Raw genomic sequence first — 20,609 nt, 5'->3', positions numbered from 1 at the left:
TCTCGGTTACAGGGTCTTGGCCAGGAAATCGGCGGTGCGCTGCTGGCGCGGGCGTTCGAACAGCACCTCGGGCGTGCCCTGCTCGATCACCCGGCCCTGGTCCATCATCACCACGTGGTCGGCCACGCGGCGGGCGAAGCTCAGCTCATGGGTGACGATCACCAGCGTGGTGCCGGAGCGGGCCAGCTCCTCGATCACGCTCAGCACCTCGGCCACCAGTTCCGGGTCCAGCGCCGACGTCGGTTCGTCGAACAGCAGCACCTTCGGCTGCAGGGCCAGCGCGCGGGCAATTGCGATGCGCTGCTGCTGGCCACCGGACAGCTGGCGTGGGAAGGCATCGGCCTTGTCGGCCAGGCCGACCCGTTCCAGCAGCGTGCGCGCCTGCTGCTCAGCCTGCGCGCGCGGCACGCCACGCACCGCGATCGGTGCCTCGATGATGTTCTCCAGCGCGGTCAGGTGCGGGAACAGGTTGAAGCCCTGGAACACCATGCCCACTTCCGCACGGCGGCGTCGGATCTCGCGCTCGGGCAGCTCGTACAGGGTGTCGCCCTCGCGGCGGTAGCCGATCAGCTGGCCGCCGACAGTCACGTAACCGCCGTCGGCGCGTTCCAGGTGGTTGATCAGCCGCAGCAGCGTGGACTTGCCGGCGCCCGAAGGGCCGATCAGCACGGTCACGCTGCCGGCGCGCAGGTCCAGGTTCACGTCTTCCAGCACCGGCTGGTCGCCAAACACCTTGCCTACGCCATGCAGCGACACCGCCGCGCCCTCGCCCGCTTCAACCTGGGGGGGCGATACGCGGGCGGCTTGCTACGCGCGGTGCGGCTTCGCTCTGCACACGCGGGGGCGATGACACCCGCGACACCGAGCGCTCGCGCTGCAGCTGGCCGCGCGCGAAGCGTTGCTCCACGCGCCGCTGCAACAGCGACAGCACGGTAAGTATCACCAGGTACCAGACCGTGGCCACCATCAGCAGCGGCACCACTTCCAGATTGCGGCGGTAGATCACCTGCACGGTGTAGAACAGCTCCGGCAGCGCCAGCACGTAGACCACCGAGGTGCTCTTGGCCAGGCCGATCACATCGTTGAACGCGGCCGGCAGGATCGAACGCATCGCCTGCGGCAGGATGATGCGGCGCACCTGGCGGCCACGCGGCAGGCCAAGTGCCGCTGCCGCCTCGTACTGGCCATGGTCGACCGAGAGGATGCCACCGCGGATCACTTCGGCCGAGAACGCGGCCTGATTCAAGGTGAGGCCCAGCACTGCGGCGGTGAACACGCCGATCAGCTGCGTGGTCGGGTACGAGAACAGGCTGATGCCGGTGAACGGCACGCCCAGTTCGATGGTGCTGTACAGGTAGCCCAGGTTGTTCAGCAGCAGCAACAGCACCAGCAGCGGGATCGAACGGAACAGCCATACATAGCCCCACGACACCGCCGAGAGCAGCGGCGAGCCGGACACCCGGGCCAACGCCAGCATGGTGCCCAGCGCGAAACCGAGACCAGTACCGAGTGCGGTCAGCAGCAGCGTGCGACCCAGGCCTTCCAGCACCGGGCGCGCGAAGAACCACTCGGCGAACGTGCCCCAGCCCCAGCGCGGATTGCCCAGCACGGATTGCAGCCCGATCAGGATCAGCGCCAGTGCCAGCACCGTGCCGAAGACCTGCAGCGGATGCCGGGCCGGCACGATCTTCAGCGCCGGTGCTGGCGCGGGGGGTGCGGCAATGCCATCCAGCGCAGTCGAAGGCGTGCTCATGCGTGGGCTCCGTGCAGCATGGCCTGTGATGGCACAACGACCGGCGCCGATACGCTCAGGTGCTTCTCGAACGGCAGATGCGCGATGGTTTCCGGGTCGGCCTGCAGGTCGAACAGCGCGGTGTAGCCGTGGCTGAGGTACAGGCCGACGGCTTCAGGCTGGCGGAAGCCGGTGGTCAGGAACACCCGCCGGTACCCTTGCCGCGCCGCCTGGTCTTCCAGTTCCTGAAGCACGCGACGCGCGATGCCCTGCCGGCGCAGCCCGGGCAGCGTCCAGATGCGTTTGAATTCGGCGGTGTCCGGATCGCGGTGCGGCATGAAGGCGCCGCCAGAGATCGCCACACCATCGCGCAGCAGCAGCACGAACGCGCCTACCGGCGCCGCGAAGGCCTGCGCCGGATAGCGTTGCAGCTCCTCGCGGGCGCTGCCGCCGATGCGTCGGCGCACGTCGGCGTAACGGCTGTCGTACTCCTGCTCCAGGCCATCGAACAGCGGCCGCGCCAGCGGATCATCCACCGACGTATAGAGGAAGCGTTCGTTGCTGCTCATGCCACGTCCTTCACCAGATAGTCTTCGGCCAGCCGAGCCCACAGGCTGGCAGCGGGTGCAATGGCGGCGTCGTTGAACACATAGCGCGGGCTGTGCAACGGTGCGCTGTCGCCGTTGCCGACGAACACGAAACTCCCGGGCCGTGCCTGCAACAGGAAAGCGAAGTCCTCGCTGGCGGTGCGCGGCGCGAACTCCGGCACCACCTGTTCGTGGCCGAAGCCCTGTATGGCCACGTCGCGGATGTAGGCGGTCTGCTGCGGGTGGTTGATCACGCTGGGGAAGCCACGCGGGAACTCGATTTCGGCGCGTGCCCCGAAAGCGGCAGCGGTCTGCTCGGCAATCCCGGTCACCCGGCGGCGCAGCGTGTCGCGCACCTCGGGCAGGTAGGCGCGCACGGTCAGCTTCAGCTCGACCACGTCCGGAATCACATTGGCGGCCTGCCCACCGTGGATCGAACCGACGGTGACCACGCCCATCTGCCGCGGGTCGACATTGCGCGACACCACACTCTGCAATGCAGTGATGATGTGCGCGGCGACCAGGATCGGATCCACGCTGCCCTGCGGCTCGGCACCGTGGCCGCCCTTGCCGATCACCTTCAGCCGCGCCCAGTCGACCGACGCCATCGCCGGGCCGTCGACGAAGCCGAAGTGGCCGACCGGTACGCCGGGCCAGTTGTGCAGCCCATAGATCGCATCCACCGGGAAGCGCTCGAACAGGCCGTCGGCGATCATCTTCGATGCACCCGAGCCGGTTTCCTCGGCTGGCTGGAACACCAGCTGCAAGGTGCCGTCGATAGTGCCGTGATGGGCCAGGTAATGCGCGGCGGACAACAGGATGGCGGTGTGACCATCATGGCCGCAGGCATGCATCAGGCCGTCGGTCTGGCTGGCGTAGGCCAGCCCCGAGTCTTCGTGGATCGGCAAGGCATCGATGTCCGCACGCAGCCCCAGCCGACGGCCGCCCTGCCCACGCTGCAATGTGCCGACCACGCCGGTGCCGCCAAGACCGGTGGTCACCTCATAGCCCCACTGCTGCAGCAACTCGGCCACACGGGCGCTGGTGCGGTGCTCCTCGAAGGCCAGCTCCGGGTGGCGGTGCAGGTCATGGCGGATCGCGATGGTGGCCTCGGCGCGTGCCGCGATCTCGGGCAATACGCCCGTCGTTTGGGAATCCCGCCGGGCATGGCCCGGTGCTGCCGCAGTTTCTCCGCTCATTGCCCTACCCCGCCTTCCGCGCCGGCTCGGCATCGGTCGAATGACGGCTGGCCTTGTACGGCAGGCCCAGATGTTCGCGCAGGGTCTGCCCCTCCAGCTCGCGCTGGTGGTAGCCGCGCGCCTGCAGGATCGGCAGCACTTGGGTCACGAAATCGTCCAGGCCTTCGCGCTGTGCCGCAAAACCGAGGATGAAGCCGTCGCTGGCACCGGCATCGAACCAGCGGATCAGCTCATCGGCCACGCGCTCCGGCGTACCGATGAAGTTCGGTCGTGGGCTCACGGCTTCCAATGCCACCTGGCGCAGGCTCAGCCCCTTCTCCCGCGCATCCTGCTTGATGCGGTCGGTGGTGGAACGGAACGAGTTGCTGCCGATCTCACCCAGGTCCGGGAAGGGAGCATCCGGATCGTACTGGCTGAAATCGTGGTGGTCGAAGAAGCGTCCCAGGTAGGCCAGTGCATCCTCCAGCGTGGCCAGTGCGGCGATCGCCTGGTACTTGGCTTCGGCCTCTTCGACAGTACGGCCGACGATGGGGCCGATGCCCGGGAAGATCTTCACGTCGTTGCCGCTGCGGCCATGCGCGATCGCCGAGTTCTTCACCTTCTGGGTGAACGCGCGGGTTTCTTCCAGCGACGGCGAATGGGTGAACACCGCATCGGCGTACTTGCCGGCCAGCGCGATGCCATCGTCGGACGAACCGGCCTGGAAGATCACCGGCTGGCCCTGTGGCGAACGCTGGATGTTGAGCGGGCCTTCCACCTGGAAGAAGCGGCCCTTGTGGTCGAGGCGGCGGAACTTTTCCGGCGCGAAGAACGTACCGCTGTCGCGCTCGCGCACGAAGGCATCGTCATCCCAGGAATCCCACAGCCCCTGCACCACCTCCAGGTACTCGTCGGCGATCTGGTAGCGCAGTGCATGCTCGGGATGTGGGCGGCCATAATTGCGACCCGAGCCCTCCAACGGCGACGTCACCACGTTCCAGCCGGCGCGGCCGCCGCTGAGCAGATCCAGCGAGGCGAATTGACGGGCGACGGTGAACGGATCGCTGTAGGACGTCGACAGCGTGCCGGCCAGGCCGATCTTCTTCGTGGCCGTGGCCAGCGCCGACAGCAGCGAGATCGGCTCGAAACGGTTGAGGAAATGCGGGATCGACTTCTCGTTGATATACAACCCGTCGGCCACGAAGCCGAAGGCGATGCCGTTGTCTTCGGCGGTGCGCGCGATGTCGATGTAGAACTGCAGGTTGACGCTGGCATCGGCCGGGTTGGACGGGTGCTTCCAGGCATGCATGTGGCTGCCGGGGCCCTGCAGCATGATGCCGAACGGAATGTGGCGCGGGGTCGTGCTCATGGGAAACGCTCCTGCAGGTCAGGCCACCGCCGCGCGCGGCGCGGGCGACAGCAGTTCAAGGGATGTCAGGCGTGCGTCGAGGTCGGCCACCGGCGCATCGAGGATGAACTCGTCCACGCCGAAACGCCGGTGCAGCGCATCCAGTTCGCCGCGCACGTGCTGCGCATCGCCGGACAGCACGCTGGGGCGTGTTTCCTCGATGCGGCTGTCGAGTACGCCCACCTGGCGCGCGTACTCGACAGCCGCCTCCGGGCTGGGCAGGTTCACCGCCTGCCCGGGACCGAGGTGCAGCTTGTAGACCCGCAGCGCACCGATGTGACGCGCTGCGGCTTCAGCAGTCGGTGCGGCGAAGGCCACCGTGGCCAGCAGCGGTGGCTGCGAGGCGACGCTGCGATAGGCGTCGAACGCGGCCTCGATGTGCTTCGGGTCACCATCGAAGTGCGCGGCGTAGACGAAGCGCCAGCCCAGTTCGGCCGCCTGCTTTGCGCTCTGTGGACTTGCGCCGAGCAGGAAACGCTCCGGCGCCTGCTGCGGAACCGGCCGCGCCAGCGCCTCGCTTTCGGCGCCGGCCAGATAACCCTCCAGGTCGCGCAGTTGCTGGTCGAAGTCGGCGAACGGCGGACGCCCGGCTGCCAGCGCGGCAGTCGAGGCCGGCAGGCCGCCGGGGGCCTTGCCCACGCCCAGATCGACGCGCCCCGGCGCCAGCGCCGCCAGCAGGTTGAAGTTCTCCGCCACCTTGTACGGCGCGTAGTGGCGCAGCATCACCCCGCCACTGCCGATGCGGATGCGCCGGGTCTGCGCCAGCACCCAGGCCGCCAGCACTTCCGGTGCAGGGCTGGCCAACGTCGGTGCGGCATGGTGCTCGGCAAACCAGTAGCGGTGATAGCCCAGCTGTTCGGCGCGCTGCGCCAGCTGCAGGCTGTTGCGCAGCGCCTGCTCCGGCGAAGCGCCCTCGGCTACCGGGCTCTTGTCCAGCACGCTGATCTGATAGCTCACGGTCGCGTCCTCGCTCAGGGGTGGGCCACGGGAATGCCGAGCAATCCGTTCAGTGCGGCCAGGATCGGTTCGGCACCGGAGATGTACTGCCGGTCCTGGTGCGCGCCACTGGCCAGGTCGCTGCGTACGCCCTGCGGCAGCACCAGCTTGGGCAACGACTGGTCCTGCTCGCCGATCTCGGCGATCACCTCGCGGCGCGGCCGCGCGAAGCCGATGCGACGTACGTCCAGCTGCGCATCAAGGCCGTCGATGCTCGACAGTGCACCTTCCAGCAACAGGCTGTGCCGGCAGAAGAAGCGCTGGCCGGGAATCTGGCCGTCCTCGAACTCGCGATCGAGCAGGAACAGGATGGGTTTGCTTGCTGCGTCGAGCGTCACTGGGGGGGTCCTCATCTGGGCCGGCAATGCGATGCCGCTTCGATATCGATGCTAGAGATGCCGGCGGCTGCGGCAGCGACGCCTGGCGACAATCGGCGGTCAGATCCGGCCATGCAGATGCGGCGTGGCCATAAGCAAAGCGCCGCCGGTTATGGCGTCAGGCGATGCGTCGCAGCGGCGCCGCTACCGTCAGCGCCTGCGTCGCCAGGTGGCCGGCCGCACGCTCGGCTGCCAGCGCGATGCGTGCCTGCAAGGCAGCACTGTTGATGTGCTCGCCGTCGAAGTCGGCAGGCGTGGCATACACCCCGATCGGCAGCGTGTGCGCCTGCAGGAAACTGAACAACGGCCGCAACTGGTGGTCGATCACCAGCGCATGGCGCTCGCTGCCACCGGTCGCCGCCAGCAGCACCGGCGTATCCACCAGCGCCTCCAGCCCGACGAAGTCGACCAGGTGCTTGAACAACCCGGGATACGAGCCGCGATAGACCGGCGCGGCCACCACCAGCAGCTCTGCGGCCTCGATGCTCTGCAGCGCCTGTTCCACCTCCGGCCCCGCCTCATCGCGCGATAACGACTGGCCCAGCGAGCGCGCGATCGGCGCCAGCTCCACCAGCTCCACGCTGGCATGCACGCGTTGCTGCAGCGACGCCAGCATATGCCGCACCAGCAGCAACGTGCGCGATGCCGCCGAACTGGTCGGCGACCCCACCAATGCAACCACCTTCAATGCAGAAGACATGAACTGCTCCTCGATAATGCCGAACTACCTCCGGCCGCCCTTCGTCTTTTGTAGAGCCGAGCCATGCTCGGCTGCTTCCCGCCTTTGTAGAGCCGAGCCATGCTCGGCTGCCCCAGATCAGAACCGGTAACTGATCCGCCCATACCAATACGCCCCGACGTTGCCCAACACGTCGCCGTTGTCCCAGGTCGTCTCGATGCTGGCCACATCGGTAGCACTGCGCGCGTACTCCGGCACCTTGCGCGTGCGCTTGTCGAACACATTGTTGATCCCCAGCGCCGCGCTCCAGCCCGCCCCCAGCTCCACGCCGCCGGACAGGTTGGTCACCAGCACCGGCGGCTGCTTGTACTCCACGCCGTTGTTCAGGCGCTTGATCGGTCCGTAGTAGGTGAAATCCAGGTTCGAACGCCAGCGCCCGTTCTGCCAGCCCAGCCCGGCTACCTGGGTGTAGCTGGGCGTGCGGAAGCGCAGCGCGTATTCGCTGCTCTTGGTCAGCAGGTTGATGTTCGGCAGCCCCTGCAGCGCCGCCGGAATGTCGCTCACCTTCTGGATGGTGGTACGGCCGACGTTGGCCGCGTAGCTCCAGCGCAGCTTGCCCCACGCAGTGTCCTGGTTGGCTTCCAGGGTCAGCTCGACACCGCGCGTGCGGGTATTGCCCACATTGGTGAAGTAGCTGGCGTAGAACGCATCACCCGGCAGGATGCTGATGCCGGCGGAACCCAGCAGCGCATCGATGGTGTTCTTCTGCGCCGCGCTCAGCACCGTACCGCTGTTGTCGGTGATGCGCGCCGGATCCTGCGCGTTGTAGCCGATCTGGCTGGACTGGCCCAGCTGGCCACGGATGTCGATCTGGTACGCATCCACGGCCAGATGGAATGCGGGGCTCGGGTCCCAGGTCACGCCCAGGCTGTAGTTGGTGGCTTTCTCGGGCTTCAGCGGCGCAGCACCCAGCGCAACCGCCGCCGGTGAAGACACCTGCGCCACCAGCGTGGTCCCGCACGGGCAGCTGCCCGTGGCCTGGTAGAACTGTGCGCCCAGGCTGGGCGCATGGAAGCCGTTGCTGACCGTCGCGCGTACACCCAACGCGTCGGTGAAGTCGAAGCGCGTGGTCAGGCGGCCAGTGGAGACACTGCCGAAGTCGGAATGATCTTCCCAGCGCGCCGCTGCATCCAGATACCAGCGCGAGGTGATGTTGCTGGCCGCGCCCACATAGACCGCCTTGCTGTTGCGCGTCGCCTTCACCGCATCGGCGGTGGAGTAGCCCACGAACGCGGCTGCACCGAAGCCGGTGTACGACTCCCACTGCCCGGCCCCGCGTTCGTACTGTTCGTGCTGGTACTCGGCGCCTGCGCTCACTTCCAGTGGCGACGCAAAGGCCGCCACCTCGAAGCCACGGCGCAGGTCGAGGTTGGCGATCCCCTGCTGGTAGTCCAGCTTGCCGTCATAGAAGTCAGTGGGCGAACCGGGATACGGCAGCGAGTAGTTCACCGAATTGCGGGTATAGGTGCGCACCGTGCTGCGGTTGCCGGTCAGGCTGGCGTCGTAATCCCAGCCCGCGATCTGCCCCTTCACGCCCGCAGTGCCGGTGTACTGCTTTTCCTTGGTCTCCAGCACCGGCAGGAAGCCATCGGGAAACACGCTCAGCACGCCGGGTGCCTTGTAGGTGGTGAAGATGGTCGCCGGCAGGCGGAAGTTCTGGATCGCCTGCGCGGTGCGGTCACTGGCCGTGGCGTTGGCGTAGAACTGCGCGCTCTCGCCCAGGCCATGGCCTGCATTCACTGCGAAAGCCTTCAACGCGTACGACGGCGAACTGAGGATGGTGTTGGCCTCGGCATCGCGGTTGGCCTCGGCCGGGTTCGGCGATGCACCCGTCGGCAAGCGATTGTTCGGGCGCAGTGCGACCCGGTTGCCGTTGGCATCTACTGCCGGATAGCTCAGGTAGCCATCGATGTAGCGACGGGTGCGGATCGCGTGGTGCTGCCGCGTGTTCTCGCCGGACAGGTTGACGAAGCCATCCTGGCCCCACGGCAGCCCGACATTGGCGCGCACGCTGGTACGCGAACCATCGCCATCGATGCTCTGCCCGCTCTCCACCGACACATCGCCACCGTGCGCCTGCGATTTCAGGATCACGTTGACCACGCCGGTGATCGCGTCCGAGCCATAGATGGCCGACGCACCATCGCGCAGCACCTCCACGTGGTCGATGGCCGAGACCGGAATCAACGCCAGGTCGGCCCAGGCGTGGCCCGGAAAGCCACCACCGTTTGCGCCACTCACGTAAGCGCTGGCATTGCGGCGCTTGCCGTTCACCAGCACCAGCGTGTAGCCCGGTGACAGGTTGCGCAGCTGGTAGCCACGGATCAGGCTCTCCTGGTCGCTCTGGTAGCCGCCGATCTGGCTCAGCGACGGCAGGCTGCGCTGCAGCGCTTCCAGCAGGTTGCCCTGCCCGGTCGCGGCGAGGTCCTCTGCAGAGATCACATCGATGGGCGTGGAACTGTTCTTCACCGTGCGCGTGCTGGTACGCGAACCGGTCACCACCACCGCATCCAGCGTGGACGCGGCCACGTTGGCCGTCGCGGCGGTGGCAGCAGGATCTGCGTCTGCTTCAGCCGCATGGCTGGGCGAGGTGGCAAGGATGGCTGTGATCAGAACAGCGAGAGTGCTCAGGACAGGGGCGTGGGCGGCAGGCATGGGGGCTCGTGGGTGGGCCGGAAACACGCTTCCATTCAAGGGCCTGTTCACCTGGTGCGACAGGCGCGATCGCGTCACCCAGCCGTAACATCCGGCCACCCACATGACCGCTGGTAATGACGTTAGGCGGCGCACACGCACGGGGTCCCCCACGGAGTCGGATCCCTTTCCATAGGAAAGGGCTCTGCCCCCACGCACGCCTCCCCACCACGGGGTCAGAGCCCTTCCTGCGGAAGGGATCCGACCCCGGTTCCCATATGCCCGCCCGGCATCACCTCATGCCCGCGCATCACGCAACGCCACGCACCGCCACCCGTAGCATCAGGCCATGCCCAGCCCACCCGCCGATCCCACCGCGCCGCTCGTTGCCATCGTCGCCTGCCACGGCCAGGGGCTGTTCGAATTCGGCTGCGCGGTCGGCCTGTTCGCGCCGGTGCGGCCGGAACTCGGCGTGGCCTGGTACCGCACCCAGCTGTGCGCGGGCGAACCCGGTGCGCTGCGCATGCTCGGCAATGCGCAGGTGCAGCTTCCCTACGATCTCAGCGCGGTTGATGACGCCGACATCATCGTCATCCCCGGTTGGCGCGAACCCAGCGAGCGCCCACCGCAGGCACTGCTCGATGCACTGATCCGTGCCCACGCACGTGGCGCGCGCATCGCCTCGATCTGCTCCGGTGCCTTCGTGCTGGCCTGGGCCGGGCTGCTCGATGGCCGCCAGGCCACCACCCACTGGCGCCTCACCGAAGCGCTGGCACGCGAGTTCCCACGCATCGATGTGCGCGAGGATGCGCTGTACGTGGATACCGGCAGCATCATCACTTCGGCCGGCTCGGCCACCGGCATGGACATGATGCTGCACATGGTGCGCAAGGATTACGGCGCGCGCGTGGCCAACCTGGTGGCCGAACGGCTGGTCCTGGCACCGTGGCGTGATGCCGGGCGCAGCCAGCGCGTCAGCCGCGCCATTCCCCACGGCGAGCCCACCCGCTTGGCAAAGCTGATGGAATGGATGCGCCGCAACCTGCGCGAGCCCCACTCACTGGGCAGCCTCGCCGAGCAGGCCGCGCTCAGCCAACGCACGCTGCAGCGGCAGTTCCTGGAGGCCACCGGCCTGTCGCCGATCGACTGGCTGATCCGCGAACGCGTGGCTTTCGCGCGCGAGCTGCTGGAAACCGCCGACCGGCCGCTGCAGTGGATTGCAGAACAGGCCGGCTTTGGTTCGCAGGAATCGTTCCGTCGGCACTTCCGCGGTCAGGTTGACGCGAGCCCTACCGAGTACCGCAGCCAGCATCGCGGCGGTCTCGGTGCCGACCGGTTGGTGGGCTGTTGATCCAGTGCGCGGAGCCAGGCGTGGCGTGAGCAAAGCCTCACGACGGTCCGGGCTTGCGTGCGTATAGTGACGTGCGTCACAAGAAGCCCCTTCCATGCTCCATGCATTTGCTTACTCCAGCCGCATGTCGGCTGGGCTGTCCAATCAAGCCCTCCACCAGATCGTCTCGCAATCTGCCACGTTCAATCGCCGGGTGGACGTTACCGGTGCGCTGATCGTCGACGGGCAGCGGTTTTTCCAGTACATCGAAGGCCCGCCCGACGCCCTGGAAGCGGTCAAGCGCCGCATCCATGACAGCCGCTCGCATGCTGCCGTCGTGCCGGTACTGGACATGGCCATCAGCGCGCGTGCCGTTCCGTACTGGGCAATGACCCACATCGAGACCGGGCAGATCGTGGTGTCCGGCCTGGTGAATGCGCGCTGGGACGAGTTCGGCCACTCCATTCCGGGCATGGACCAGCTCGTCGGCCTGCTGCGTCCGCATTTTCCACGCGTCGGCAGCGTCGGCGCGCCACGCGCAGCCGCCTGATAGACACTGAACCATCGCCTTGCACGCGCACGCCGACGTGGCCGCGCGTTGCGTCCAGGCGTCATCATCCAGATCTCCTTTCCCATCGTCTTCGCCACGCCCATCGCATGCCCGTACCCGCCCACCCTGTAACGGAAACACGCGCATCGCCTGCCGACCTGTTCGAGATCGTCGTCATGCGTGCAGGCACCGTCCTGTTCGCCATCGACATCCAGGCGGCGGTCGAAATCCGCGGTCCGGAGGCATTCGGCCCTGCAGACCGCAACGGCAGGCCGACCCTGGAGGTCCGTGGGCAACCGTTACCCGTCGTCGACCTGCGCCGCATGAGCGGCCAACCGGCATTCGAGGGTGGCAGCCCGGCCATGCTGCTGATCAACGCCGGCACCGCAACCCTGGCGCTGGCCGTGGACGAAGTGCTGGAGATCGAGACGCCGGACGCGAGCGCGAACACCCCCGAGCCTGCAGCGGGCCAATCGTTCTGCTGCAGCCGGCACATTCAACTCGATCCGGCGCGCTCGGCTGCACTGATCGAACCGGCGGCACTGCTGGGCGCACTTGCCGCGCCGGGGTGACCGGCGGCGTCTCAGGATCGTCCTGCAAAGGCACGGTTTCGCAGCCTCCAGCACTGCGCGGCAAAGCCGATCATGAACACCACCAGGCAGGCCAGCAGCGTGTGCAGCACCACCGGGGCCATCGGTGCCGCAGCAATCGGATGCGCCGCCGGCAAGCGGGTCAGCGTTTCGTTGACGCCGGGCACCAACGAGAGCAGGAAGCTGAACGACAGTGCGAAGGTCGACAGGTAACGCGCGGCGCGCCCCAGCCAGCGCAGCCGCGCGGCCAGCACGCCGCCGAATGCCACCAGCAGCACGATCACCCCGAATGCGTGGCCGGGGTTGATCCCGCCCGTGCTGGACACGGTGAACGAGGTGGCCACCGACAGCACCAGCCCCACCAGGTACAGCTTGCCCGCGCGCGTGGCGGGATCGATTGCGCGGTGGCGAATGAAGGCATACAGGCCACTCAACACCGGGATCAGGCTGACAGCGGTATGGATCACGCCAAGTGTGGACAGAGGGTGGGACATGGGACATCTCCAGGGACAGAAGGAACCTACTAGTAGGTAGGCATTGGACTCAAAAAGAAGGCCCGCGTCGCCGCAGGCCCACCACACATCTCTCAGGACGCCGCGCTCACCCGCGCAATCGCCAACCGCGCCAGTGCCGCGAAGGTCGCCGCATCACCGAAACCGCGCGCGGCCAGCATCGCGCCGTGCACCGATGACATGAACGCCTTGGCCTCATCGGCCGCCGAGCCCTGCAACTGCAGTTGGCCCATCGAAACGCCCTTCTCCAGCGTCACTGCCAGCCAGCCGCTCAGGTCCTCGAAATGGCCGCGCACTTCCTCAGCGATCTCTGCCGGAATCATCGGCGCTTCGGCGGCCAGCATCGCGCAGATGCAGAACGAGGACGTACCCCCTGCAATGCAGCTGGACCAGTACTCCACATAGGCGTTGAGCTCCTGCAGCGGGTCGGCCAACTGCCGGTCCAGCAGCGCCAGGCCTTCGCGCGCTTCGGCCCGGTACAGCTCGACCACCGTGCGCACCAGATCCGCCTTGCTGGGGAAGTGGTGATGGATGCTGGCCTTGCTGATGTTCACCCGCGCCGACACGTCGGCGTAGCTGAAGCCGTTGTAGCCACCGGCTTCCAGCAGCGCACGGGCATGCGCCAGGATTTCCTGTGCCTTGGGCGAGAGCGACTCTTTCATGGCAATAAACCTACTAGTAGGTAGACGGCCTGTCAACCCCTCTCTGCTGCACCCGCCAGGCATCATTCCCGGCAGAGCCGGCCGCTGGCCGGCTTGCTGGCAACGTGACCTTCGATTGCCCCTCAATGCGAAGACACGTACACCGCATCGGCTGGCGGAGGTGGCAGCGCGAAACTGCGCCGCATCCGCGCGACCTCGGCCGCCGGCGGCAACGCGAACAGGCGCTTGAACTCACGGTTGAACTGCGACGGGCTGGCATACCCCACCGCCAGCGATGCCGCTTCGGCAGTCATCCCCTGCCGCAGCATCAGCAACCGTGCCTGGTGCAGGCGGGTCGACTTCACGTACTGCATCGGCGACGTGCCGGTAATCGCGCGGAAGTGGTCGTGGAAGGTCGCCACACTCATGCCCGCTTCGGTGGCCAGTTGCCCCACGTCCAGGGCGGTGGCATATCCGGCATGGATCGTCCGCAGCACTCTGCCGATGCTGCCGAAGCGCCCGCGCATGGCCAGCGCCTCGCGCATTGCGCCGCCCTGTGCACCCGTCAGCACGCGGAAGTACACCTCACGCACCAACGCAGGGCCGAGCACGGCAGCCTCCAACGGTTCAGCCAGTGCCTCCAGCAGGCGCAGCACCGTGGCCTGCATCGGCGCCTGCATCGGGCTGGACATCATGCCCTGCGCCGGTGTCGCCGGGGTGCCCTCCTGTTCACCCAGTTCGATCAGCAGATCCGCCGCCAGCTGCAGATCCAGATGCAAGTAGATCGCCAGCAGCGGCGCCTGGGCCGACGCATCGGTTTCCATCGTGAACGGCACCGGCACCGACACTGCCAGGTAGTGCTGGGCGTCGTACTGGTAGACCTGCCCGCCCAGATAGCCACGCTTCACCCCCTGGCAGACGATCACGATGCCGGGGTCGTACAACACCGGCGTGCGCGCCAGTGGCCGGTCCGATCGCAGCAACCGCACCCCCGGCAGGCGCGTGAGCGTATAGCCCTCCTCCACCGCCAGCGTCTTCAGCAGGCCGACCATGCGCGCCTGCACCTGCCGTTGCAGGGAATCGACCACAGGCACAGGCACTCCAGAGGAATAGGCAAGAATGGCCGAATCCTAGGCCTGTGACCCCGGTCGTTCAAGAACTAACGTGCAAGCCCTGCCCACCACGAACGCCCCCTCATGCCCCCTTCCCGCTTTCTCCTCATCACCGGTGTCAGCAGTGGATTCGGCCGCGCCCTTGCCCAGCAGGCCCTGCTGGCCGGCCACCGCGTGGTCGGCACCGTGCGCAACGAAACCGACCGCCAGGTACTCGAAGCGCTCGCTCCCGGCCGCGCATTCGGTCGCCTGCTGGACGTAACCGATACCGCCGCCATCAATGCGCTCGTCGCCGATATCGAAACCAACATCGGAAGCATCGACGTGCTGGTCAACAACGCTGGCTACGGCCACGAAGGCATCCTCGAAGAATCCACGCTCGCCGAGCTGCGGCAGCAATTCGAGGTGAACGTGTTCGCTCCGGCCGCGCTGATCAAGGCCGTGCTGCCGCACATGCGCGCCCGGCGCCGCGGCCATATCCTCAACATCACCTCCATGGGCGGTTTCATCACGATGCCGGGCATCGCGTGGTACTGCGGCAGCAAGTTCGCGCTGGAGGGCATCAGTGAAGTGCTTGGCAAGGAAGTCGCGCCGTTTGGTATCCACGTCACGGCCGTCGCGCCGGGTTCCTTCCGCACCGACTGGGCAGGCCGCTCGATGGTGCGGGCACCGCGCAGCATTGACGACTACGACGCATTGTTCGATCCCATCCGCAGCGCGCGTGAGGCGAAGAGTGGCCACCAGCCCGGTGATCCAGTGAAGGCTGCGCAGGCCATGCTGCAGGTCATCGACAGCGACGCTCCTCCCCGCCACTTGCTGCTGGGCAGTGATGCACTGCAGCTGGTGAGGGCAAAGCTGGCATCGATGGCCGGTAGCATCGACGCGTGGGAACAGCTGAGCCGTTCGACCGACGGCGTAGCGTGAGATCTTGAGGCCGCCGATGCCCTCACCGGCGGCCTCCCCCTGCCTGCTCAGTCTTCCTGCACCAGCTTGAACTCGCGTAGCAGGCCACCGATCTGGGTCTTGTCCAGCTTGTTCATCAGCAGATGGCGCAGGAACGCAGGCCCGGGAACATCCAGTTCCTTGCCATCGCGCAGGCGACCGGTGGCGGCCAGCAGCGAGCGCACGTCATACGTGGAATTGAACACCTCCGGCACGCCGCGCTCGATCCCCAGCAGGGTGTACACCGCTTCCATCGGCGTGCGCACCGAATACTCGGTGGTGAAGATGCAGTCGCGCTGCTTCGATTCGGCAAACTGGCCGATGAAGGCGAAGTTCACCGCACCGTCCGGCACCACGTCCGGGCGGTCACCGGCCTGGCGTGGCATGAAGAACGCCGTGATGTACGGCATCATCACCGGCACCGTCTTCGCACCGGTCGCGGCCAGCGCATCAATCTCTTCCACCGGCACGCCCAGGTGGTACAGCCACTCGCGGGTGATCTCCTCGCCGGTGCACTCCTGCATCGGCTTTTTCACGTAGTCGCCCGGCGTATCCACAAACAGCGAGTACACCCAGACCACGATCTGGTCCCTGGGCTGGTTCTTGAAATGCGGCTGGCGGTTCACCGTCCAGCTCATCAGCCAGCGCGAGTCGCGCACGCTGACGATGCCGCCGGTCACTACCTTGCCACTGAACGGGTCGCGCTTGGCGATCTTCTGGATGTAGGCCGGAATGCGCGCATCCAGCGTCGTCACTGTCGCCGATTCCCACTTGGTCTGCGGGATATGCGCGCCGAACACGTCCGGGCGGCCAAAGGCCTCGTCCTTCGCGGCGATGCGGCGCCACAGGTCCCAGGCCGGCGCCGGTCCTTCGTTCAAACGCGCCGCGGTGTGGTGATCGCCATTATCCGAGTTCTCGGTCAGCGAACCGATCGTCATGAAAACAAGATCATCCGCGCCCAGATCCACGCCATCGGCTACACCATCACGCATCCAGTGGATACGCGTGGCCTGCTTGCGGCCCGGCTGCAGATCGAAGTCGACGTCGGTCACCTCGGTGCCGTACTGGAACACCACACCCTGCTCCTGCAACCACTTCACCAGCGGCAACACCAGCGATTCGTACTGGTTGTACTTGGTGAACTTCAACGCCGAGAAATCCGGCAGGCCGCCAATGTGGTGGATGAAGCGATGCAGGTACAGCTTCATCTCCAGCGCTGAGTGCCACTCCTCGAACGCGAACATGGTGCGCCAGTACAGCCAGAAGTTGCTGTCCAGGAAGTCGCGGCCCAGCACCTCGTCGATGCGCTTGTTCTCCATCTCCTTCCGGGTGGCCAGGAACAGCGCGATGATGTCCTTCTGGGCCTGCTCGGTCAGCGTGAACAGGCCATCGGTGTGCGCATCTTCGCCGCGATTGATGGTGGCACGCTGCAGCGAATAGTTCGGGTCGTCCTTGTTCAACCAGTAGAACTCGTCCAGCACGCTGGCATCTTCAGTCTCCAGCGACGGAATTGAGCGGAACAGATCCCACAGGCACTCGAAGTGGTCTTCCATCTCGCGGCCGCCGCGGATCACGAAGCCCTTCTCCGGCACCTTCAGGCCATCCAGCGCGCCGCCAGGAATCTGCTGCTGTTCAAGGATGGTGATGCGTTCACCGGCCATGCGGCCGTCGCGCACCAGGAACGCGGCGCCGGCCAGCGAGGCCAGGCCCGAGCCCACAAACCAGGCGCGCTTGCCATCCACACCGGCCGGCTTGCGCGGGCGCGCGAAAGCTTCGTAGTTGCCACTGCTGTAATACATGCGTTGCACCTTCCTGGAGGGGGTCATCAGGAACCGGCAGCGGAATGACACAGCCATCCGATGCAGGTCATGACCCTACTCTAGCGCCGAACCGGTGTATCGTTTCCTGCACGCAGGCTGCGACGGAATGACGCAGCCGTGTCAGAGCGTCCTTCCCAGCAGCATGCCTGGCCAGCCGTCCACGTTGAACGGCGCGATGCGCGTATACCCGCAGGATTCATAGAAGCGCACCAGGTCGCCGCTGCCTCCGGCGTAGCAGTCCACACGCAGATGGTCGACACCGGCAGCGCGCGCCTGCTCGTCGGCAAACGCCATCAGGCGGCGGCCGATGCCACGCACGCGCACATCACGCGAGGCCACCAGAACCCGCACATACAGCTCCGGCCCGGTGGGCGCCGGCACATAGGGCATCGACTCGCCCAGTGCAAGGAACGCCCGCACGTCGCCCTGCTCGTTCTGCGCCACCCATGCGCCTGGCAGTGCACACGCCTCGGTGACCTGGGCAATCCGGCGCGGCATCATCGACCACGGTTCGCTGCCCCATTGCTGCACATTGCCGATCGACACGAACCACTCGATCACCTCGTCAAAGAGCCCCAACACTGCGGGGGCATCGGCCGCGCTGGCGCGGCGGATGTTCAAGGCGTCCTTTCCGGTTTCAGTCATGCGTTCCGCTCCTGTCATACCACGCTCCCCAACCCTGGAAAACAGGGGGAGCATCGGCCGGTTCAACCAGTCTAGCGCGTACCCCAGCGTGGCCACCTGTACCGGACCAAAGCAGTCGGAAGTCCATGTGACTTCCAGCGCGCCGCCAGGAATCTGCTGCTGTTCCCAGTGTCGCAGGTGCGTACAGACTCGACGCTTCATCAACCGCGTGGAGCATCCCCTCCGGTAGTGAACCAGCGCTGGAACCCCTCGATCGCATCCGGCATCAGGGCGCGGGCGCGTTCACGCACCAGCACTTCGGCGTCGCGCATCGCGCTGATCGCATCCGGCCGCGCGCACAACGCCATCGCCACATCCGACGCGTCCAGCATCGCCAGGTTCACGCCCACGCCCACCGGCGGCATCAGATGCGCCGCATCGCCGATCAAGGTCACGCCATCGCGCGGGGCCCAGCAAAAATCCGCTGGCAGGCTGTAGATCGGCCGCCGCACGAAGTCCGTGCAGGCCTCCAGCAGGCGCCGAAGGTTCGTGGCCCACCTGGTATAGCAGCCTGTCACCAGCGTCCGTATGCCGTGCTGCGCGATCTGTGCATCAAGCCATTCGGAAGAGCGCTTCAGCGCCGCATACACGCAGAGCCGATCGCGGCTGTTGCGTTGCACGAACAGGGCCTCCTCGCCGCCAAAGCAGAACAGGCTGCCCTGCCCGACCATCGCTGCGATGTCCGCAGCAGGCTGTGCAATCCAACCTTCGAAGAAGGTAATGCCGGTGGGCAGCGGCTGGCACGTACTCAAGGCCGCGCGCACTTTCGACCACGCACCATCGGCACCGATCACGATGTCCGCCTCGCGCTGCACGCCGTTGGCGAATCGCAGGCCGTGGCCGTTCGCCTGTGCAGATACCAGCGCGGCCAGGCTGTGGCCCCACTGCACCGTGTCCGCCGGCAGCGCGTCCAGCAGCAGCTGGCGCAGGTCGCCGCGGTCGATCTCCGGCTTGTCCTTGCTCCCTTCCGGCCCGAACCCGCCGGTGGTGATCTCCCCGGACCACGGATCGCCCATCCGCGCCTCCTGCCCCTCATGCCGTGCGACCGCACGGAAGGCCTCCAGCAGGCCCGCGCGCTGCAGCGCCACCTGCCCGGAATCGTCGTGCAGATCCAGCGTGCCGCCTTGTGTGCGCTGCTGCCCGGATGCTTCGCCCTCGTACACGCTCACGCGGTGACCGCCCCGATGCAGGATGAGCGCAGCGGTGAGGCCAGCGGGGCCTGCGCCGATGACGGCGATGCGGGGAGGGTGCTGCATGGCGCGATCCTGGTTAGTTGATACGTCAACCGTATGCCGCAAGGGTTGACATGTCAACCATTGCCCGGCAACGTTCGGCCATGACCTCCCCCAGCATCACACCCGACGAACGGGCCACCTGGCGCGGCTTCCGGCGCATGGCAGAAATCACCTCCGGCCGCATCGTCCAGGACATCACCCGCAGCACCGGGCTCTCAAGGGCCGACTTCATCGTGCTGATGGAGCTGAACCAGTCCAAGGATCGCTGCCGCCGCCAGCGCGAACTGCTGGACTACCTGGAATGGGACAAGACGCGCCTCTCGCACCAGCTGACCCGCATGGCGGGCCGTGGCCTGATCGAACGCGATACCGACAGCGAAAACGTCGTAGTGATCCGCATGACCACAGAAGGGCACGCGCAGCTGCGCGCGGCACGGCCGGTACACGCCGCCGGTGTCCGCCGGTATTTTCTCGACCATCTCTCCGCGGATGATCGTGCCGCACTGCAGCGGATCACCGACAAACTGCATGCCGCCCTTCAGGACGGCGAGAACTGAAGCATCGCCCCCGGTAGTGCCGGCCGCTGGCCGGCAACTGCAGTCACCCAACGCCACCGGGATGCCGGCCAGCGGCCGGCACTACCACGCCCGGGCGTTCGTGGCGGGGTTTGACATGCAGGCATTTACCTGCATATAGTCCACTCGAGGGCGGCGCCTGCCGGCCCATCGCGAGGAACCTGCAATGGTGGATATCGCACACAGGGTCGGCATCAAGGCCCCCGCAAGCCAGGTGTACCAGGCGCTGGCCACCCCCGAAGGCGTGGCCGCCTGGTGGGCCGAAGACGCGCACGGCGACCGCGAAGCCGGCGGCACGGTCAAGGTCCGTTTCACCAACAACGGCCAGGAAATCGGCGCCATGGAGATGAAGCTTGAGCAGCTTGTTCCAGGCGAGCTCGTGCTGTGGCGGTTCCTCGCCGGCCCCGCCGAATGGATCGGCACCCACGCGCGCTTCGCGCTGAAGCAGGAAGGCGACTACTGCATCGTGCTGTTCACGCACGAAGGCTGGAAGGAGCGTGTCGAGTTCACCTCCCACTGCAGCACCAAGTGGGCGGTGTTCCTGATGAGCCTGAAGGCACTGCTGGAAACCGGCAAGGGCCAGCCCAACCCACACGACGTCAGGATCGACAACTGGAATTGAAGACCTCCCCATGGCGGTAGACCACCTGCGCGACGCAGACAAGGTGTTCAAGGCACTGGCCGATCCCACGCGCCGGACGCTGCTGGATCTGCTCTGCAAGGACAACGGGCAGACGCTGGGCCAGCTGTGCGAACACCTGGACATGGCCCGGCAATCGGTCACCCAGCACCTGGGCCTGCTGGAAGACGCCAACCTGATCAGCACCGTGCGCCGTGGCCGCGAGAAGCTGCACTTCATCAACCCGGTGCCCCTGCATGAAGTCTACGAACGCTGGGTACGCAAGTTCGAGCAGCAGCGCCTGAGCCTGCTGCATGACCTGAAACGAGAGCTGGAAGGAGAATGACG

General features: G+C 66.6%; 20 protein-coding genes and 1 pseudogene. 7 read left to right on the top strand and 14 right to left on the bottom strand.

Going from position 1 to position 20,609, the window contains the following annotated elements; all coding sequences use genetic code 11:
* Positions 1-6: 6 nt before the first annotated feature.
* The 8 genes and pseudogenes from ACT6SE_RS08860 to ACT6SE_RS08825 form a co-directional block, all read right to left on the bottom strand.
* Positions 7-1,753, bottom strand: a pseudogene (locus tag ACT6SE_RS08860) (amino acid ABC transporter permease/ATP-binding protein).
* Entirely contained in the window at positions 1,750-2,301 is a 552-nt protein-coding gene (locus tag ACT6SE_RS08855; protein ID WP_046430282.1) for a GNAT family N-acetyltransferase, read from the bottom strand. Before ACT6SE_RS08855 ends, ACT6SE_RS08860 begins: the two are co-directional and overlap by 4 nt.
* The gene (locus ACT6SE_RS08850; protein WP_046430280.1) at positions 2,298-3,518 is read right to left on the bottom strand and encodes a M20 aminoacylase family protein; all 1,221 of its coding nucleotides are present in this window, start codon (positions 3,516-3,518) and stop codon (positions 2,298-2,300) included. Before ACT6SE_RS08850 ends, ACT6SE_RS08855 begins: the two co-directional genes overlap by 4 nt.
* A 4-nt stretch (positions 3,519-3,522) precedes the next feature.
* The gene (locus ACT6SE_RS08845; RefSeq protein WP_046430278.1) at positions 3,523-4,866 is read right to left on the bottom strand and encodes an LLM class flavin-dependent oxidoreductase; all 1,344 of its coding nucleotides are present in this window, start codon (positions 4,864-4,866) and stop codon (positions 3,523-3,525) included.
* Positions 4,867-4,884: 18 nt separating this feature from the next.
* Positions 4,885-5,862 (bottom strand): MsnO8 family LLM class oxidoreductase, encoded by a 978-nt coding sequence (locus ACT6SE_RS08840; protein WP_046430277.1) that lies wholly within the window; start codon positions 5,860-5,862, stop codon positions 4,885-4,887.
* A gap of 14 nt (positions 5,863-5,876) precedes the next feature.
* Positions 5,877-6,239: a DUF3088 family protein gene (locus tag ACT6SE_RS08835; RefSeq protein ID WP_032960011.1), complete on the bottom strand. Its 363-nt coding sequence runs from the start codon at positions 6,237-6,239 to the stop codon at positions 5,877-5,879.
* 157 nt (positions 6,240-6,396) lie between these two features.
* Positions 6,397-6,978, bottom strand: coding sequence for an FMN reductase (msuE, locus tag ACT6SE_RS08830; protein ID WP_046430274.1), 582 nt, complete (start codon positions 6,976-6,978; stop codon positions 6,397-6,399).
* Between the two features lie 117 nt (positions 6,979-7,095).
* On the bottom strand, positions 7,096-9,672 hold the full coding sequence (locus tag ACT6SE_RS08825) for a TonB-dependent receptor plug domain-containing protein (RefSeq protein WP_046430272.1): 2,577 nt from the start codon (positions 9,670-9,672) through the stop codon (positions 7,096-7,098).
* 328 nt (positions 9,673-10,000) lie between these two features.
* On the opposite strand from ACT6SE_RS08825, the gene ftrA reads away from it, so the two are divergent.
* From ftrA to ACT6SE_RS08810, 3 genes are all read left to right on the top strand, one after another.
* Positions 10,001-11,002, top strand: coding sequence for a transcriptional regulator FtrA (gene ftrA / locus ACT6SE_RS08820; protein WP_046430268.1), 1,002 nt, complete (start codon positions 10,001-10,003; stop codon positions 11,000-11,002).
* 94 nt (positions 11,003-11,096) lie between these two features.
* Positions 11,097-11,531 carry a BLUF domain-containing protein gene (locus tag ACT6SE_RS08815; protein ID WP_046430266.1) on the top strand — a complete coding sequence of 145 codons (435 nt, stop codon included), beginning with the start codon at positions 11,097-11,099 and terminating at the stop codon, positions 11,529-11,531.
* A gap of 176 nt (positions 11,532-11,707) precedes the next feature.
* Complete coding sequence (locus tag ACT6SE_RS08810; protein WP_444811140.1) at positions 11,708-12,103, top strand: chemotaxis protein CheW; 396 nt, start codon at positions 11,708-11,710, stop codon at positions 12,101-12,103.
* 11 nt (positions 12,104-12,114) lie between these two features.
* Here ACT6SE_RS08810 and ACT6SE_RS08805 read toward each other — a convergent pair whose 3' ends face one another.
* The 3 genes from ACT6SE_RS08805 to ACT6SE_RS08795 all read right to left on the bottom strand — a co-directional run bounded on the left by ACT6SE_RS08805 (position 12,115) and on the right by ACT6SE_RS08795 (position 14,362).
* Complete coding sequence (locus ACT6SE_RS08805; RefSeq protein ID WP_046430257.1) at positions 12,115-12,615, bottom strand: hypothetical protein; 501 nt, start codon at positions 12,613-12,615, stop codon at positions 12,115-12,117.
* 92 nt (positions 12,616-12,707) lie between these two features.
* Complete coding sequence (locus tag ACT6SE_RS08800; protein WP_046430255.1) at positions 12,708-13,295, bottom strand: TetR/AcrR family transcriptional regulator; 588 nt, start codon at positions 13,293-13,295, stop codon at positions 12,708-12,710.
* A gap of 122 nt (positions 13,296-13,417) precedes the next feature.
* Positions 13,418-14,362, bottom strand: a complete 945-nt coding sequence (locus ACT6SE_RS08795) for an AraC family transcriptional regulator (protein ID WP_080342739.1) — start codon at positions 14,360-14,362, stop codon at positions 13,418-13,420.
* Positions 14,363-14,470: 108 nt separating this feature from the next.
* Here ACT6SE_RS08795 and ACT6SE_RS08790 point away from each other — a divergent pair, with 108 nt between their 5' ends.
* Positions 14,471-15,310: an oxidoreductase gene (locus tag ACT6SE_RS08790; RefSeq protein WP_046430252.1), complete on the top strand. Its 840-nt coding sequence runs from the start codon at positions 14,471-14,473 to the stop codon at positions 15,308-15,310.
* 47 nt (positions 15,311-15,357) lie between these two features.
* On the opposite strand, the gene ACT6SE_RS08785 is transcribed toward ACT6SE_RS08790, so the two are convergent.
* The 3 genes from ACT6SE_RS08785 to ACT6SE_RS08775 all read right to left on the bottom strand — a co-directional run bounded on the left by ACT6SE_RS08785 (position 15,358) and on the right by ACT6SE_RS08775 (position 19,130).
* Complete coding sequence (locus tag ACT6SE_RS08785) at positions 15,358-17,127, bottom strand: oleate hydratase (protein WP_046430250.1); 1,770 nt, start codon at positions 17,125-17,127, stop codon at positions 15,358-15,360.
* A gap of 141 nt (positions 17,128-17,268) precedes the next feature.
* On the bottom strand, positions 17,269-17,793 hold the full coding sequence (locus tag ACT6SE_RS08780; protein ID WP_046430248.1) for a GNAT family N-acetyltransferase: 525 nt from the start codon (positions 17,791-17,793) through the stop codon (positions 17,269-17,271).
* Positions 17,794-17,993: 200 nt separating this feature from the next.
* Positions 17,994-19,130, bottom strand: coding sequence for an FAD-dependent oxidoreductase (locus tag ACT6SE_RS08775; protein ID WP_440570739.1), 1,137 nt, complete (start codon positions 19,128-19,130; stop codon positions 17,994-17,996).
* A gap of 38 nt (positions 19,131-19,168) precedes the next feature.
* Between ACT6SE_RS08775 and ACT6SE_RS08770 the strand changes: the two genes are divergently transcribed.
* From ACT6SE_RS08770 to ACT6SE_RS08760, 3 genes are all read left to right on the top strand, one after another.
* The gene (locus ACT6SE_RS08770; protein WP_046430244.1) at positions 19,169-19,624 is read left to right on the top strand and encodes a MarR family winged helix-turn-helix transcriptional regulator; all 456 of its coding nucleotides are present in this window, start codon (positions 19,169-19,171) and stop codon (positions 19,622-19,624) included.
* Between the two features lie 184 nt (positions 19,625-19,808).
* Positions 19,809-20,264 (top strand): SRPBCC family protein, encoded by a 456-nt coding sequence (locus tag ACT6SE_RS08765; RefSeq protein ID WP_046430242.1) that lies wholly within the window; start codon positions 19,809-19,811, stop codon positions 20,262-20,264.
* Between the two features lie 10 nt (positions 20,265-20,274).
* The gene (locus ACT6SE_RS08760; RefSeq protein WP_014646883.1) at positions 20,275-20,607 is read left to right on the top strand and encodes an ArsR/SmtB family transcription factor; all 333 of its coding nucleotides are present in this window, start codon (positions 20,275-20,277) and stop codon (positions 20,605-20,607) included.
* Positions 20,608-20,609: the final 2 nt, after the last annotated feature.

Source organism: Stenotrophomonas sp. LC732 (assembly GCF_052446685.1).
Taxonomy (GTDB): domain Bacteria; phylum Pseudomonadota; class Gammaproteobacteria; order Xanthomonadales; family Xanthomonadaceae; genus Stenotrophomonas; species Stenotrophomonas muris.
Note: the sequence above shows the minus strand (reverse complement) of the source record. Positions and strands in the feature narration are given on the sequence as shown.

Excerpts from the sequence above, each read along its gene's own strand:
- ACT6SE_RS08855 (WP_046430282.1), bottom strand. The coding sequence starts at position 2,301 with ATGAGCAGCAACGAACGCTTCCTCTATACGTCGGTGGATGATCCGCTG.
- ACT6SE_RS08850 (WP_046430280.1), bottom strand. The coding sequence starts at position 3,518 with ATGAGCGGAGAAACTGCGGCAGCACCGGGCCATGCCCGGCGGGATTCC.
- ACT6SE_RS08845 (WP_046430278.1), bottom strand. The coding sequence starts at position 4,866 with ATGAGCACGACCCCGCGCCACATTCCGTTCGGCATCATGCTGCAGGGC.
- msuE (WP_046430274.1), bottom strand. The coding sequence starts at position 6,978 with ATGTCTTCTGCATTGAAGGTGGTTGCATTGGTGGGGTCGCCGACCAGT.
- ACT6SE_RS08825 (WP_046430272.1), bottom strand. The coding sequence starts at position 9,672 with ATGCCTGCCGCCCACGCCCCTGTCCTGAGCACTCTCGCTGTTCTGATC.
- ftrA (WP_046430268.1), top strand. The coding sequence starts at position 10,001 with ATGCCCAGCCCACCCGCCGATCCCACCGCGCCGCTCGTTGCCATCGTC.
- ACT6SE_RS08815 (WP_046430266.1), top strand. The coding sequence starts at position 11,097 with ATGCTCCATGCATTTGCTTACTCCAGCCGCATGTCGGCTGGGCTGTCC.
- ACT6SE_RS08810 (WP_444811140.1), top strand. The coding sequence starts at position 11,708 with ATGCGTGCAGGCACCGTCCTGTTCGCCATCGACATCCAGGCGGCGGTC.
- ACT6SE_RS08805 (WP_046430257.1), bottom strand. The coding sequence starts at position 12,615 with ATGTCCCACCCTCTGTCCACACTTGGCGTGATCCATACCGCTGTCAGC.
- ACT6SE_RS08800 (WP_046430255.1), bottom strand. The coding sequence starts at position 13,295 with ATGAAAGAGTCGCTCTCGCCCAAGGCACAGGAAATCCTGGCGCATGCC.
- ACT6SE_RS08790 (WP_046430252.1), top strand. The coding sequence starts at position 14,471 with ATGCCCCCTTCCCGCTTTCTCCTCATCACCGGTGTCAGCAGTGGATTC.
- ACT6SE_RS08785 (WP_046430250.1), bottom strand. The coding sequence starts at position 17,127 with ATGTATTACAGCAGTGGCAACTACGAAGCTTTCGCGCGCCCGCGCAAG.
- ACT6SE_RS08780 (WP_046430248.1), bottom strand. The coding sequence starts at position 17,793 with ATGACTGAAACCGGAAAGGACGCCTTGAACATCCGCCGCGCCAGCGCG.
- ACT6SE_RS08770 (WP_046430244.1), top strand. The coding sequence starts at position 19,169 with ATGACCTCCCCCAGCATCACACCCGACGAACGGGCCACCTGGCGCGGC.
- ACT6SE_RS08765 (WP_046430242.1), top strand. The coding sequence starts at position 19,809 with ATGGTGGATATCGCACACAGGGTCGGCATCAAGGCCCCCGCAAGCCAG.
- ACT6SE_RS08760 (WP_014646883.1), top strand. The coding sequence starts at position 20,275 with ATGGCGGTAGACCACCTGCGCGACGCAGACAAGGTGTTCAAGGCACTG.